This window comes from Sphingomonas sp. (genome assembly GCF_017304635.1).
Classification (GTDB): Bacteria; Pseudomonadota; Alphaproteobacteria; order Sphingomonadales; family Sphingomonadaceae; genus Sphingomonas.
Genome location: NZ_JAFKMA010000003.1, coordinates 110,177 through 122,896 on the forward strand (window position 1 = coordinate 110,177; position 12,720 = coordinate 122,896).

Sequence of the window (12,720 nt, forward strand, 5' to 3'; positions counted from 1 at the left end):
CCGAGTCATTCGGTGCAGCGCTGGTAGCGCTTGCCCTCGATCGTCATGCTGTCCTCGCCGATCCGCTCGACCGCCAGCGTCTGGCTGAACGGCTTGTCGCCGTCCGAATAGCGGCCGGTCACGGTGATCGTCCTGCCCTTCAGCTTCCAGCTGCCAATGCCGTGGCGGCCGTAAAAGCCGCCGCCGGGCGCGAACTTGACCGCGCGGCGCGCGTCGCAATCGCCCGCCGCCGTGCCCCAGCGACCGCTCAGCCAGCCGACGTTGACGCCGGTCGCCTTCTTCGAGGTCGGCGACGCGCTCGCGCTGGGCGACGGCCTGGGCATCGGGCTCGGTTTCGGACTTGGCGTCACGCTCGGCTTCGGGGTCGGTTTCGCGGCCGGCGACTTGCTCGCCGACGGCGCGGGCAGCGGGGTCGGCGTGACGCCCGGCGGCGGCGGTGCCTCGCCATAGCCGATAACGGTCGCCGATGGCGTCGTGCTGGGGGTCGGCGACGGCGTGAGCGTCGGGCCGGGTGTCGGCGTCGGTTCGGGCGGCAGGTTACGGTTGGGATCGGCGACGTCGTCGCGGAACATCCAGTTGTCGCCGAACTTCACGAAGCGCCCGGTTCGCGTGGTCGACCGATTGCAGGCGCCGCCGAACTGGCCGCACGTCTCCGCCTTGAAATCGCAGACATAGCCCGGCCGGTCCGGCGCCGGCTTGCACGCGATCCGCTCGGCCGACTTCACCTTCATGCCGGCGCGAGATAGCGCATCGGCGATGTCGCGCTCCGATGGGCCATCGCCGCCGCCCGCAATGCCGCAGGCGGCCAGCGGCGCTGCAAGGGCGGTCAGCAGCAGAAGACGCGCGCGATCCATGCCGTTGAGTGCGGCGCGCCGACGGCTCAAGTCAAGCCTCCCGCTTGCTCAGCGCGGCCTGGGCCGCCGCCAGACGCGCGATCGGCACGCGGTACGGCGACGCCGACACATAGTTCAGCCCGACCTGTTCGCAGAACGCGATCGACGCGGGGTCGCCGCCATGCTCGCCGCAGATGCCCAGCTTGATGTCGGGGCGCGTGGCGCGGCCGCGATCGGCGGCGATCTCGATCAGTTCGCCGACGCCCTCGACGTCGAGGCTGACGAACGGGTCCTTGGCATAGATGCCCTGCTCGACATAGGCCGACAGGAAGCGCGCGGCGTCGTCGCGGCTGACGCCCAAAGCGGTCTGGGTCAGGTCGTTGGTGCCGAACGAGAAGAACTCGCCGACCTCGGCAATCTCGGCGGCGCGCAAGGCGGCGCGGGGCAGCTCGATCATCGTGCCGACCAGATAGTCGATCCGCGTGCCGGTTTCCGCGAACACCGCTTCGGCCGCCTTGTCGACCACCGCCTTCATCAGTTCCAGCTCGCGCCGCGTCGCGACCAGCGGGATCATGATCTCGGGCACCGGCGCCTCGGGCATGCCGACCGCTGCCTCGAAGATCGCGCGCGCCTGCATCTCGTAGATTTCGGGATAGGTCACGCCCAGCCGGCACCCGCGATGACCGAGCATCGGGTTGAATTCGTGCAGTTCGGCGGCGCGGCGCTTGAGCGTATCGACTGCGACCCCGGCGGCCGACGCGACTTCGGCGAACTCGGCCTCCTCGTGCGGCAGGAATTCGTGGAGCGGCGGATCGAGCAGGCGGATGGTGACGGGAAGCCCGGCCATCACCGCGAAAATCTCCGCGAAATCCTTGCGCTGTTCGGGGAGCAGCTTGTCGAGCGCCACGCGGCGCCCCTTCTCGTCCTCGGCCAGGATCATCTGGCGCACCGCGGTGATCCGCGCGGCGTCGAAGAACATGTGCTCGGTGCGGCACAGCCCGATGCCTTCGGCACCGAATTCGCGCGCGGTGCGGGCGTCGAGCGGAGTCTCGGCGTTGGCGCGCACCTTCAGCCGGCGGACGGCGTCGGCCCAGGCCATCAGCGTGCCGAAATCGCCGGCCAGTTCAGGCTGCACGGTCGGGACTTCGCCCGCCATCACTTCGCCGCTCGCGCCGTCGATGGTGATGACGTCGCCTTCGTTGAGCTCGCGCGTCTGCCCGCCGATCGCGACTCGCATCAACCGGGCCTTGGCGTCGATCGCCAGCGCGCCGGCGCCCGACACGCATGGCCGGCCCATGCCGCGCGCCACGACGGCGGCGTGGCTGGTCATGCCGCCGCGCGCGGTCAGGATGCCCTTCGCCGCATGCATGCCGTGAATGTCCTCGGGGCTGGTCTCGGTACGGACCAGGATCACGGCATCGCCCGCCGCGGCACGCTTTTCCGCGGTGTCGGCGTCGAACACGATCTTGCCACTCGCCGCCCCGGGCGACGCGGGTAGCCCGCGCGTCAGCACGTCGCGCGTCGCCTTCGGGTCGAGCGTCGGGTGGAGCAGCTGGTCGAGCGCCTGCGGCTCGACTCGCGCGATCGCTTCCTCGCGAGTGATGAGGCCCTGCTCCGCCATCTCCACCGCGATCTTCAGCGCGGCCTTGGCGGTGCGCTTGCCCGAGCGCGTCTGCAACATCCACAGTTTGCCGCGTTCGACGGTGAACTCGATGTCCTGCATGTCGCGGTAGTGCGTCTCCAGCGTATCGAACACGCCGGCGAGCTCGCCATAGACTTCGGGCAACGCCTCTTCCATCGACAGCGGCTTGGCGCCCGCCGCCTCGCGCGCGGCCTTGGTCAGATATTGCGGCGTGCGGATGCCGGCGACGACATCCTCACCCTGCGCGTTGATGAGGAACTCGCCGTAATAGGCATTGTCGCCCTTGGCCGGGTCACGCGTGAAGGCGACGCCCGTGGCCGACGTGTCGCCCATATTGCCGAACACCATCGCCTGGACGTTGACCGCGGTGCCCCACGACGCCGGGATGTCGTTGAGCCGACGATAGACCTTCGCCCGTTCCGACTGCCACGACCCGAAAACCGCGCCGATCGCGCCCCACAACTGGTCGTGGACGTCCTGCGGGAACGGCTTGTCCCACTGCTCGACCACCAGCGCCTTGTACTGGTCGACCAGCGCGCGCCAGTCGGCGGCGGTCATGTCGGTGTCGAGGTAATAGCCCTTGTCTTCTTTGGCGATCTCCAGCGCTTCCTCGAACGCGCCGTGGTCGAGTTCGAGCACCACGTCCGAATACATCTGGATGAAGCGGCGATAGCTGTCCCACGCGAACCGCTCGTCGCCCGATGCCTGCGCCAGCCCCTCGACCGTTTCGTCGTTGAGCCCCAGGTTGAGCACCGTGTCCATCATTCCCGGCATCGACGCCCGCGCGCCGGAGCGAACCGAGACGAGCAGCGGATCGGCCGGGTCGCCGAACCGCTTGCCGGTCACGCCTTCGATATGCGCGATGCCGTTCGCAACCTCGGCCGTCAGGCTGTCGGGGAACGCGCCGCCCTCGTCGTAATAGCGCGTGCACATCGCGGTCGAGATGGTGAAGCCCGGCGGCACCGGCAGGCCAATCGACGCCATCTCCGCCAGGTTCGCGCCCTTGCCGCCGAGGAGGTTCTTATCACCCTTCCCCCCATCCGAAACCCCGCCGCCGAAGCGATACACATATTGAGTCATCGTCGTCCTCTAGATGTTTGTTGTCGCCGGGGAGGCAGGGTCAAACTTGACAAACTTGACGGGGGTAGCGGCTATCCCTCGATCTTCGAGAAATCGGCCACTGCATGGACCGCGTCGCGCACACGCGCCAGCAGCGCCAGCCGCGCCGCGCGTTTGGCCGGATCCGGGTCGTTCACGGTCACGCTGTCAAAGAACGCATCGATCGGCGCACGGAGCGTCGCGAGCGCCGCCATCGCCGCCGCGAAATCCTCCGCCCGCACCGCATCGGCGGCGGCGGGCTCGGCGGCATCGAGCGCGGCGATCAGGGCAGCTTCGGCGATTTCGGGCGTGTAGGAAAGCCCCGAATCCCCTCTCCCAGTGGGAGAGGGGAATACCCCTCCTTCTTCAGGATATTCGCCGCGCGCTTGTACCCGGCGAGCAGGTTCGCCCCGTCCTCGGTCCCGACGAACGCCTGCAACGCCCGGACGCGTGCGAGCAGCCGGACGAGATCGTCCTCCCCCCCAAGCGCGAACACCGCGTCGATCAGGTCGTGACGGACCCCGGCCTCGCGTTGCTGGACCTTGAGGCGGTCGGCGAAGAAATCGAGCAGGTCCTCGACGACCACTCGACGCCTTTTAAGTAGTTCTGTTTCCGCTTTGATGTTTGCAGAGGCATCGCCCAGGACTTTGTCCGAGGCTTCCTTGCCCAAACGACCGTCATGTCGATATTCTTTAGCGAACTGAACTTTCTCTAGCGCCACATCCAGACCCGAGCCGAGTTCATGCACTCTGGCGAGCGCGGCTACGACTGCGGTTTTCAGAGAAAAGCGAAGGTCAGACTTCAAGACTGTAGACAAAATACCAAGCGCCGACCGCCGAAGCGCGAAGGGGTCTTTGGAACCACTGGGCTTGAAATCGGCCCAAAAAAAGCTGGCGATCGTATCCAGCTTGTCCGCCAGCGACACCGCCACGGTCACCGGCGCGGTGGGCACGTCATCCCCCTGCCCGACCGGCTTGTAGTGATCGCGGATCGCTTCCGCGACCGCCGCGTCCTCGCCCTGCGCGGCGGCGTAATAGCCGCCCATCAGGCCCTGCAATTCGGGGAACTCGCCGACCATGCCGGTGACAAGGTCGGCCTTGGCCAGCCGAGCGGCGCGTTCGGCCTGGTCGGCCAATACCCCTCTCCCCTCGGGAGAGGGGCGAGGCGCGACAGCGCCGAGGGGTGAGGGCTGGGTCGAACCGCTGGCCGTTTCGACCCGGCCCTCACCCCGCGCGCCTGACGGCGCTTTCCCCTCTCCCAAGGGAAGAGGGGAAATGATCCCCGCCTCGACCAGCCAGCGCGCCAGCTTCGCGACACGATCGACCTTGTCGGCGACGGTGCCCAATTTCTCGTGGAACACGATCTTCGCGAGCTTCTCCGCCTGCTCCGCGAGCGGCACTTTCAGGTCGGTCTCGTAGAAGAAGCGCGCGTCGCTCAGCCGCGCGGCGAGCACCTTGCGGTTGCCCTCGACGATCTTCATGCCCCCATCCGCCGCGTCGATATTGGCGACGCAGACGAACGCGTTGGCCAGTTTGCCCGACGCATCACGGCAGACGAAATACTTCTGGTTCACCCGCGCGGTGAGCTGGATCACCTCCGGCGGCACGTCGAGGAACGCCGCGTCGAAGCGGCCGAGCAGCGGCACCGGCCATTCGGTCAGCCCGGCATTCTCCGCCACCAGCCCCTCGTCGGGGATCAGCGCGAGCCCCGCCGTCGCGGCCAGCGCCGTCGCGCGGTCGCGGACGATCGCGCGGCGCTCGTCCTGATCGACGATGACATGGCACGCGCGCAGTTTCTCGGCATAGTCCGCCGCCGATCCGATCGTGATCGCACCCGGATGATGGAAGCGGTGGCCGAGCGTTGCGGCGCCCGAGGTGACGCCGGCGATCTCGACCGGCACCACGTCTTCGCCCAGCAACGCGACGATGCCGTGGAGCGGCCGCACCCAGCGCAGGCTTTCCGTGCTGAGCGACGCCGCGCCCCAGCGCATCGACTTCGGCCAAGGGAAGCCGCGGACGATAGCCGGGATCGCCTCCGCCAGCACGTCGCGGGTCCCGCGGCCGGGCTTGTCGATCACGGCGTAGAGCACGCCGTCGCGCTCGACCAGCTGGTCGGCGGTCAGCCCGGTCTTGCGCAGGAACCCGTCGAGCGCCTGCGGCGGAGCCCCGACGCGCGGGCCCTTCACCTCGTCGCTGATGGCGGCGGTCTCGGCCGGCAGATCGCGCGCGATCAGCGCGAGCCGGCGCGGCGTCGCGAACGTCTCGATCGCGCCCGCCTTCAGCCCCGCCTTGTCGAGTTCGCCCGCGAACAACCGCGCGAGATCGTCCCGCGCCTTGTCCTGCATCCGCGCCGGGATTTCCTCGCACCGCAATTCGAGCAGGAAGTCGGTCATACATCCTCCCCGTTCACGGGGAGGGGGACCATGCCGGAGGCATGGTGGAGGGGGCGGGCCGCGAACGCCACGATCGATTGCGCCGCTTCGTCGGCATCGCGGAGGACATCGGCGGCGGGAACGCGCAAAATCCGATAGCCCTGCCGCTCCAACCCGATCGTTCGCTCGACATCCCGCTGCGGCCGGTCGCCCATGTCATGCGCCGCCCCATCCACCTCGATCACCAATTTCGCGGCGGCGCAGTAGAAGTCGGCGCGATAACGACCGATCGGATGTTGCTTGCGAAAGGCGATGCCCTGCGGCGAACCCTTGAGTCGCTGCCACAACAGCACCTCGGGCAAGCTCATGGCGCGGCGAGCCTTGCGGGCCTCATATACTTCGGGCCGGCGGAGCGAGGGCGAACCCCCTCCGGCGCTTCGCGCCACCTCCCCGTCCCGGGGAGGATTTTGGATAGCCGCCATCACGCCGCGCTCCAGCCGGGATAGCACGCCTGCCAGCCGGCCGCGTTCTTCTCCATCCACGCGGCGCATGCACCCTTCGCGAGGTCGCGGACGCGGCCGATATAGGCCTGGCGTTCGGCGACGGAGATCACGCCGCGCGCGTTCAGCAGGTTGAAGATGTGGCTCGCCTCGATCGCCTGTTCGTAGGCCGGGATCGGGAGGTTGTGCGCCAGGCAATTCTCGCACTCCGCCGCCGCCTTGCGGAACAGGTCGAACAGCGTCTCGGTGTCGGCGACCTCGAAGTTCCAGGTCGACATCTCGACTTCGTTCTCGTGGAACACGTCGCCATAGGTCACGCCCCTCTGACCTTTTGGGGCATCGTTGAACGCCAGGTCGTACACGCTGTCCTTGCTCTGGATGTACAGCGCGAGGCGTTCGAGGCCGTAGGTCAATTCGCCTGCGACCGGCTTGCAGTCGAACCCGCCCATCTGCTGGAAATAGGTGAACTGCGTGACTTCCATCCCGTCGCACCACACTTCCCAGCCGAGCCCCCAGGCGCCGAGCGTCGGGCTTTCCCAATCGTCCTCGACGAAGCGGATATCGTGGTTGGCGGTGTCGATACCGATCGCCTGCAAGCTGCCGAGATACAGGTCCTGCAAATCGGGCGGGCTCGGCTTCAGGATGACCTGATACTGGTAGTAATGCTGGAGCCGGTTCGGGTTCTCGCCGTAGCGGCCGTCGGTCGGGCGGCGGCACGGCTGGACGAAGGCAGCGTTCCACGGCTCCGGCCCCAGCGCACGAAGCGTCGTAGCGGTATGGAACGTCCCCGCCCCCATCCGCATGTCATAGGGTTGCAGGATCAGGCAGCCGCGCGCGCTCCAATAGTCATGGAGCGTCAGGATCATGCGCTGGAAGGAAAGCGGCTGGGTCATATTGCGGTTGCGAACGCCTCTGGCGCAGGGGTGGCGAACGGTCAATGGCGCGGAAAGCGGTTACGGTATGCAGTGACCCCAAATGACGCCCCTCAAGTCATGCGCCTCCCCGGCGAAGGCCGGGGTCCAGTATCGGGCGGCTCGCAACTGGACCCCGGCATTCGCCGGGGAGGCAGTAAAAGTATGGCATGTTCGATCTGGTAGCACGACGCTCTTGGTGATCGCCGTGCGACTTCCTATTGATGCCTCGCGCGGCGTTTCGCGCGATTTCAGGGATCATCATGCTCCGCAAACTGCTGTTGCTGCTCGGCCTGACCGCCACCCTCGGTGCCGCCGCCCAGACCCCGGCCACCGCGCCCGTCAAGCCGCCGGTCAAGATGGTCGATGCCGACCCGGCCTTGTGGGTGGTGAAGGACAAGGACACGACGATCTACCTGTTCGGGACGATCCACGTGCTGAAGCCGGGGCTGAGCTGGTTCGACGAGGCGGTGAAGGCGGCGTTCGACAAGAGCGACACGCTGGTACTCGAAATGGTCCAGCCGGACACCGCGACGATGCAGAAATACGTGATGGCGAAGGCGTTCGATCCGACCGGCAAGCCGCTGCCCGATCGCCTGTCGCCGAAGACGCGGCCGGTCTATCTGAAGGCGCTAGCCGAGTACGGTCTACCCGCGCCGCTGTTCGACCATGCGCGCCCGTGGTTCGTCGCGACCAACCTGTCGATCGTGCCGCTGCTGAAGCTCGGCTACGACCCGGCGCAAGGGCCGGAGACGGTGCTGACCAAGGCGGCGGCGGCGAGCCACAAGCCGGTCGAGGGGCTGGAGACCGCGGAGCAGCAGATCGGCTTCCTCGCCAACCTGCCCGAACCGATCCAGATGAAGTTCCTGGAGGGCACGATCAAGGACCTGCCCAAGACCGGCAAGACGATCGGTCAGATGGTCGACGCCTGGTCCCACGGCAATCCGGCCAAGCTCGGCGCGCTGCTCAACGAAGGGATGGACACGCCCGAACTGGCGAAGACGCTGCTGTACGATCGCAACGCACGCTGGGCGACGTGGATCAAGGCGCGGATGGCGAAGCCGGGGACGGTGTTCGTCGCGGTCGGCGCGGGGCATCTGGCCGGGCCGAAGAGCGTGATCGCCTTGCTGAAGGCACGCGGCCTCACGGCCAAGCGCATCGCTTATTGAGCGTGGCACGGTTGCGCCGCCTGATCGCGATGCTGGCGGGCGTGCTGGCGCTCGCCGCGTGCAGCGTGGCGGACGATTCGGCGCGGCCGCCGCTGTGGAAGGCGACGAAGGACGGCACGACCGTGTGGCTGCTCGGCGGCATGCACCTGTTGCCGCCCGGGACCGACTGGCGCGGCGGCGCGGTGGGTGCGGCGATCGCGTCGGCCGATACGCTGGTGCTGGAGAGCGACCCGGGCGACACTGCGGGTTTCGACGCGATCGCCAAGGACCCGTCGTTGCCGCCGCTCGCCAAGCGCATCGAGCCGACCCGCGCCGATACGCTCGACCAGGCGATCGCGCGGACCGGCCAGCCGGCGGGGGCGTTCGATGCCTACAAGGATTGGGCGGCGGCGGTGATGCTCGGCGTCGGCGATGCGCAGGATGCCGGCGCGACCGCGCAGGACGGGGTCGACGCGGTGCTGTGGCAGGCATTCGCCGGCAAGAAGCGCGTCGCGCTGGAGGGGCCGGGCGCGCAGGTCCGCGTGCTCGACCTGCTGCCCCCGCAACTCCAGCATCGCATGCTCGACGAAGCGCTCGACGGACCGCGTTACGAAGCCGTGCTCGGCGCGTGGCGCGACGGCGACGTGGCGGCGCTCGACAAGGCCGGGCCGTCGAAGGAACTCCGCCCGTTCCTGGTCACCGCCGCCAGCCACCGCTGGGCCGACCGAATCGCGCGCGCGGTGGGAGGAAACGAGACGCTGCTGGTCGCGGTCGGGGCAGGACATGTGGTGGGGAAGGATTCGCTGATCGACTTACTGAAAGCGAAAGGGTTCACGATCGAGCGCTTACAATAGCAGCGAAGTGGGCAGCGGGTGGGACTTGAACCACACATGCTTCCGGATTGCCCGGTGCACTCTCCAGTTGTGCTACCACTGCCCACGCCGAGCTAACACAACTGGCCGATTGGTGACAGACACCTTGCCTCCCCCGCCCCCTTCCGCTACAGGCGCGCGCTTCCGCGGCGTGGTCATCCCTGGAGGCGTGGCGCGGAAATCACGAACCAGCATTTCGGAGCAAGACAATGAGCGACCAGATTACGCTCGCCGCCGAGACGCGCGACCGCGGAGGCAAGGGAGCCTCGCGTGAGCTGCGTCGCCAAGGCCGCGTGCCCGCCGTCATCTATGGCATGAAGCAGGACCCGATCTCAATCCATCTGGAGGAGAAGGCGCTGGTCCGCGCGCTCGGTACCGGGCACTTCATGAACTCGGTGGTGATGATCGAGGGTGCCGGCGGCAAGCCGGTCCGCACCCTGCCGAAGGACGTCGCGTTCGACGTCGTGACCGACCGGCCGCTCCACGTCGACTTCCTGCGCATCAGCGAGCATGCGACCGTCCACGTCCAGGTCCCCGTCGTCTTCACCGACGAAGAGGAATCGAAGGGCATCAAGCTGGGCGGCGTGCTCAACATCGTGCGCCACGAGCTCGAACTGGTGGTCGACGCCGCCGACATCCCGAGCGAGATCGCCATCTCGCTGAAGGGTCTCGACGTCGGCGATTCGATCCACATCTCGAACGTGAAGCTGCCCAAGGGCGCGACGTCGGCGATCGAGGATCGCGACTTCACCATCGCGACCTTGGTCGCACCGTCGGCGATGCTGTCCGAGGCGCGCGAGCAGGCCGCCGAGGAAGCCGCGCTGGCCGAGGCCGCGTCGGCCGAGCATGCCGCCGAGGTGGAAGCCGCCGAAGCCGAAGCCGAAGCCGAAGCTACCGAGGGTGGCGAGGGCGAAGCGGCCGCCGAGGGCGACACCGCCGAATAAGCATCGCGATTGGCGCCGGGCGCCGATCGCTCCTAGAAACCTCCGCGAAGCGATTCGCGGAGGTTTTCTCATGGTCAGGACGATGGTGGCGGCGCTCGCCGTTACGGCGATGGCGATTGCGCCGATGGGCGCGCGCCCGGCGCGGGCCGCATCGGTCGGCGGGGCGGACACCGATGCCGCGTGCTACCTGTTCTCGTCCTTCCAGGCGGTGCAGGCGGCCAAGGAACCAGACAAGCAGCGGGCGCTGATCGCGATTGTCGGCTTCTACGCCGCGCGCGTCACGACGACGCATCCCGGCGCCGCGACGCTCAAGACCGCGCTCGACACCGCGCAGGCAACCCTGGTCGCGAAACGCGCCGACGCGGCGTTCACCAAGGAACTGATCGCAAGCTGCCTCGACGGGTTCAACCACGCCAACCAGCGGATCAACGCCATCACCTCCGCCGGCGTGAAGAAGCCGTAGCGCTACCCGGACTCGACGATGCAACTCTGGGTGGGGCTCGGCAATCCGGGCGCGCAATATGCGATGCACCGGCACAATGTCGGGTTCATGGCGGTCGACGCGATCGCCGAGGTGCACGGCTTCGGCGCGGTCAAGAAACAGTTCCAGGGCTGGACCCAGGAAGGACGCGTCGGTGCCGACAAGGTGATGCTGCTCAAGCCCGCGACCTTCATGAACGAGAGCGGGCGCGCGGTCGGCGAGGCGATGCGCTTCTACAAGCTGACGCCCGAGGACGTGACCGTCTTCTACGACGAACTCGACCTCGCGCCGTTCAAGCTGCGGGTGAAGCGCGGCGGCGGCGCGGCCGGCCATAACGGCATCCGCTCGACCATCCAGCATATCGGCGACGCGTTCCGCCGCGTGCGGATCGGGATCGGGCATCCGGGACACAAGGATCGCGTGACGGGGTACGTGCTCGGCAATTACGCCAAGGCCGAGATCGACCCGCTGAGCGACCTGCTCGGCGCGGTGGCGGGGGAGGCCGGATGGCTGGCGCAAGGGGACGACGTGCGGTTCATGAACGACGTGGCGCTGCGGTTGGGGAATGGGGCATGACTGTCGTCTCGAACATCCAGCCCAGCCCGGCGAAGGCCGGGATTCAGTACGGGCCCGCTCACAACTGGACCCCGGCCTTCGCCGGGGAACGGCTCACCCGGTATTTCCGCCTGTGACCACGCGCCACCTGTTCCCGACGCAATTCTACGACGCCCCGCTCGGCGACGAGGCGATGGTCGCGGAACTGGCCGATGCTTGCCACGACCTGGCGCACGCGGACAAAGCGGGGCAGCGCTGGTCGCGCGACCACGGCTATCGCGGCTACACGTCCTACGCATCGCTCGACGACCTGCCGCAGCGCGATCCGCGGTTCGCCGATCTGGTGAAGCTGCTCGACCGCCATGTCGCGGCCTTTGCGCGGGACTGCGCGTTCGATCTCGCCAAGCGGCTCAAGCTCGACAGCCTGTGGGTCAACGTTCTCAAGCCCGGCGGCACGCATTCGGGGCATATCCACCCGCACAGCGTCGTGTCCGGCACCGTCTATGTCGCGGTGCCGCCGGGATCGGGCGCGTTGCGACTGGAGGATCCGCGCCTGCCGCTGATGATGGCAGCGCCGGGGCGGCCGGATACCTTCGTCTATGTCGAGCCGGCGGCGGGCAGCGTGTTCCTGTGGGAAAGCTGGCTCCGCCACGAAGTGATGCCCAACGCGGCCAGGCAGGACCGCATCAGCATCAGTTTCAATTATCGGTGAAGTGTGGCCGCGCTGACCCGATGCTGGGCCGGTGCCGCAACAACTATTAAAACGCGTAGCGGACCGCGACGGTCGCGACGGGATTGAGCGTCGCCTTGTTCATCGCGCGATCCTGGTCGCGGAACTGGCCGCCGCGGCGCGGGCCGGGGTTGATGCCGTGCCCGAACAGCGTGCCGCCCTCGATCCCGGCGACCACACCCGGCGCGATCTCCGTGTCATAGCCGACCAGGGCGGCCGGCTGGCGACGGCGATAGATGCGCTGCTGCAACCCGATGCCGTTCTGGATCATGCGCGGATCGAACAGCAGGCCGTTGGTCGCCTGCTCCGAATCGCGCCAGAAGTTGGTCTTCGCGAAATAGCGGTCGCCGACCGAAAAACGGAAACCGGTCTTGGTCGAGGGATAGATGTCGATCATGCCGCCGACGAAGCGCGGGCGGACCATGTCCTTGACCGGGGTGTAGCCGCCGCGCCGCACCAGCGTCGGCCCGAGCCGGGGACCGCGCGCATTGACCAGGCCGAAGCGCGCCGACGAGACGATCCGCGCCTTCGCGTCGCGATCCTGCGCCGCCGCCGGCTGGACGAGTGCGAAAACGCCGGCTGCGAGTCCGGCGAGCGCCAAGATGGTGCGCGAAGCGATAGTCACTGTCGTCTTG

General features: G+C 67.9%; 13 protein-coding genes and 1 tRNA gene. 6 read left to right on the forward strand and 8 right to left on the reverse strand.

The genetic code is table 11. The features are described 5' to 3' along the window. Positions 1-5 precede the first annotated feature (5 nt). From J0I47_RS10140 to J0I47_RS10165, 6 genes are all read right to left on the reverse strand, one after another. The gene (locus J0I47_RS10140; RefSeq protein ID WP_294046885.1) at positions 6-884 is read right to left on the reverse strand and encodes a hypothetical protein; all 879 of its coding nucleotides are present in this window, start codon (positions 882-884) and stop codon (positions 6-8) included. Between the two features lies 1 nt (position 885). After that, entirely contained in the window at positions 886-3,555 is a 2,670-nt protein-coding gene (gene ppdK, locus J0I47_RS10145) for a pyruvate, phosphate dikinase (protein ID WP_294046886.1), read from the reverse strand. A gap of 71 nt (positions 3,556-3,626) precedes the next feature. Further along, entirely contained in the window at positions 3,627-3,875 is a 249-nt protein-coding gene (locus J0I47_RS10150; protein ID WP_366810084.1) for a DALR anticodon-binding domain-containing protein, read from the reverse strand. Next, the gene (glyS, locus tag J0I47_RS10155) at positions 3,857-5,965 is read right to left on the reverse strand and encodes a glycine--tRNA ligase subunit beta (RefSeq protein WP_294046887.1); all 2,109 of its coding nucleotides are present in this window, start codon (positions 5,963-5,965) and stop codon (positions 3,857-3,859) included. The genes J0I47_RS10150 and glyS overlap by 19 nt, the downstream gene beginning before the upstream one ends. Further along, positions 5,962-6,390, reverse strand: coding sequence for a DUF559 domain-containing protein (locus J0I47_RS10160; RefSeq protein WP_294047181.1), 429 nt, complete (start codon positions 6,388-6,390; stop codon positions 5,962-5,964). The genes glyS and J0I47_RS10160 overlap by 4 nt, the downstream gene beginning before the upstream one ends. A 35-nt stretch (positions 6,391-6,425) precedes the next feature. Next, positions 6,426-7,337, reverse strand: a complete 912-nt coding sequence (locus tag J0I47_RS10165) for a glycine--tRNA ligase subunit alpha (RefSeq protein WP_294046888.1) — start codon at positions 7,335-7,337, stop codon at positions 6,426-6,428. Positions 7,338-7,618: 281 nt separating this feature from the next. Between J0I47_RS10165 and J0I47_RS10170 the strand changes: the two genes are divergently transcribed. Continuing rightward, positions 7,619-8,524 (forward strand): TraB/GumN family protein, encoded by a 906-nt coding sequence (locus J0I47_RS10170; RefSeq protein ID WP_294046889.1) that lies wholly within the window; start codon positions 7,619-7,621, stop codon positions 8,522-8,524. A gap of 2 nt (positions 8,525-8,526) precedes the next feature. Then, a complete protein-coding gene (locus tag J0I47_RS10175) occupies positions 8,527-9,357 on the forward strand; it encodes a TraB/GumN family protein (protein ID WP_294046890.1) in 831 nt (276 codons plus the stop codon). 10 nt (positions 9,358-9,367) lie between these two features. On the opposite strand, the gene J0I47_RS10180 is transcribed toward J0I47_RS10175, so the two are convergent. Next, positions 9,368-9,439: transfer RNA gene (locus J0I47_RS10180), tRNA-Leu, on the reverse strand. Positions 9,440-9,584: 145 nt separating this feature from the next. On the opposite strand from J0I47_RS10180, the gene J0I47_RS10185 reads away from it, so the two are divergent. The 4 genes from J0I47_RS10185 to J0I47_RS10200 all read left to right on the forward strand — a co-directional run bounded on the left by J0I47_RS10185 (position 9,585) and on the right by J0I47_RS10200 (position 12,067). Continuing rightward, positions 9,585-10,319, forward strand: coding sequence for a 50S ribosomal protein L25/general stress protein Ctc (locus tag J0I47_RS10185; RefSeq protein WP_294046891.1), 735 nt, complete (start codon positions 9,585-9,587; stop codon positions 10,317-10,319). Positions 10,320-10,389: 70 nt separating this feature from the next. After that, positions 10,390-10,782, forward strand: coding sequence for a hypothetical protein (locus J0I47_RS10190; protein ID WP_294046892.1), 393 nt, complete (start codon positions 10,390-10,392; stop codon positions 10,780-10,782). A gap of 18 nt (positions 10,783-10,800) precedes the next feature. Then, on the forward strand, positions 10,801-11,376 hold the full coding sequence (gene pth, locus J0I47_RS10195; protein WP_294046893.1) for an aminoacyl-tRNA hydrolase: 576 nt from the start codon (positions 10,801-10,803) through the stop codon (positions 11,374-11,376). A gap of 112 nt (positions 11,377-11,488) precedes the next feature. After that, positions 11,489-12,067 carry a TIGR02466 family protein gene (locus J0I47_RS10200; protein WP_294046894.1) on the forward strand — a complete coding sequence of 193 codons (579 nt, stop codon included), beginning with the start codon at positions 11,489-11,491 and terminating at the stop codon, positions 12,065-12,067. Positions 12,068-12,113: 46 nt separating this feature from the next. On the opposite strand, the gene J0I47_RS10205 is transcribed toward J0I47_RS10200, so the two are convergent. Next, on the reverse strand, positions 12,114-12,710 hold the full coding sequence (locus tag J0I47_RS10205; protein ID WP_294046895.1) for a hypothetical protein: 597 nt from the start codon (positions 12,708-12,710) through the stop codon (positions 12,114-12,116). Positions 12,711-12,720 lie beyond the last annotated feature (10 nt).

Bases quoted from the DNA above. Each gene is read 5' to 3' on its own strand.
- J0I47_RS10190 (WP_294046892.1), top strand. From the start codon at position 10,390: ATGGTCAGGACGATGGTGGCGGCGCTCGCCGTTACGGCGATGGCGATT.
- pth (WP_294046893.1), top strand. From the start codon at position 10,801: ATGCAACTCTGGGTGGGGCTCGGCAATCCGGGCGCGCAATATGCGATG.
- glyS (WP_294046887.1), bottom strand. From the start codon at position 5,965: ATGACCGACTTCCTGCTCGAATTGCGGTGCGAGGAAATCCCGGCGCGG.
- ppdK (WP_294046886.1), bottom strand. From the start codon at position 3,555: ATGACTCAATATGTGTATCGCTTCGGCGGCGGGGTTTCGGATGGGGGG.
- J0I47_RS10165 (WP_294046888.1), bottom strand. From the start codon at position 7,337: ATGACCCAGCCGCTTTCCTTCCAGCGCATGATCCTGACGCTCCATGAC.
- J0I47_RS10170 (WP_294046889.1), top strand. From the start codon at position 7,619: ATGCTCCGCAAACTGCTGTTGCTGCTCGGCCTGACCGCCACCCTCGGT.
- J0I47_RS10185 (WP_294046891.1), top strand. From the start codon at position 9,585: ATGAGCGACCAGATTACGCTCGCCGCCGAGACGCGCGACCGCGGAGGC.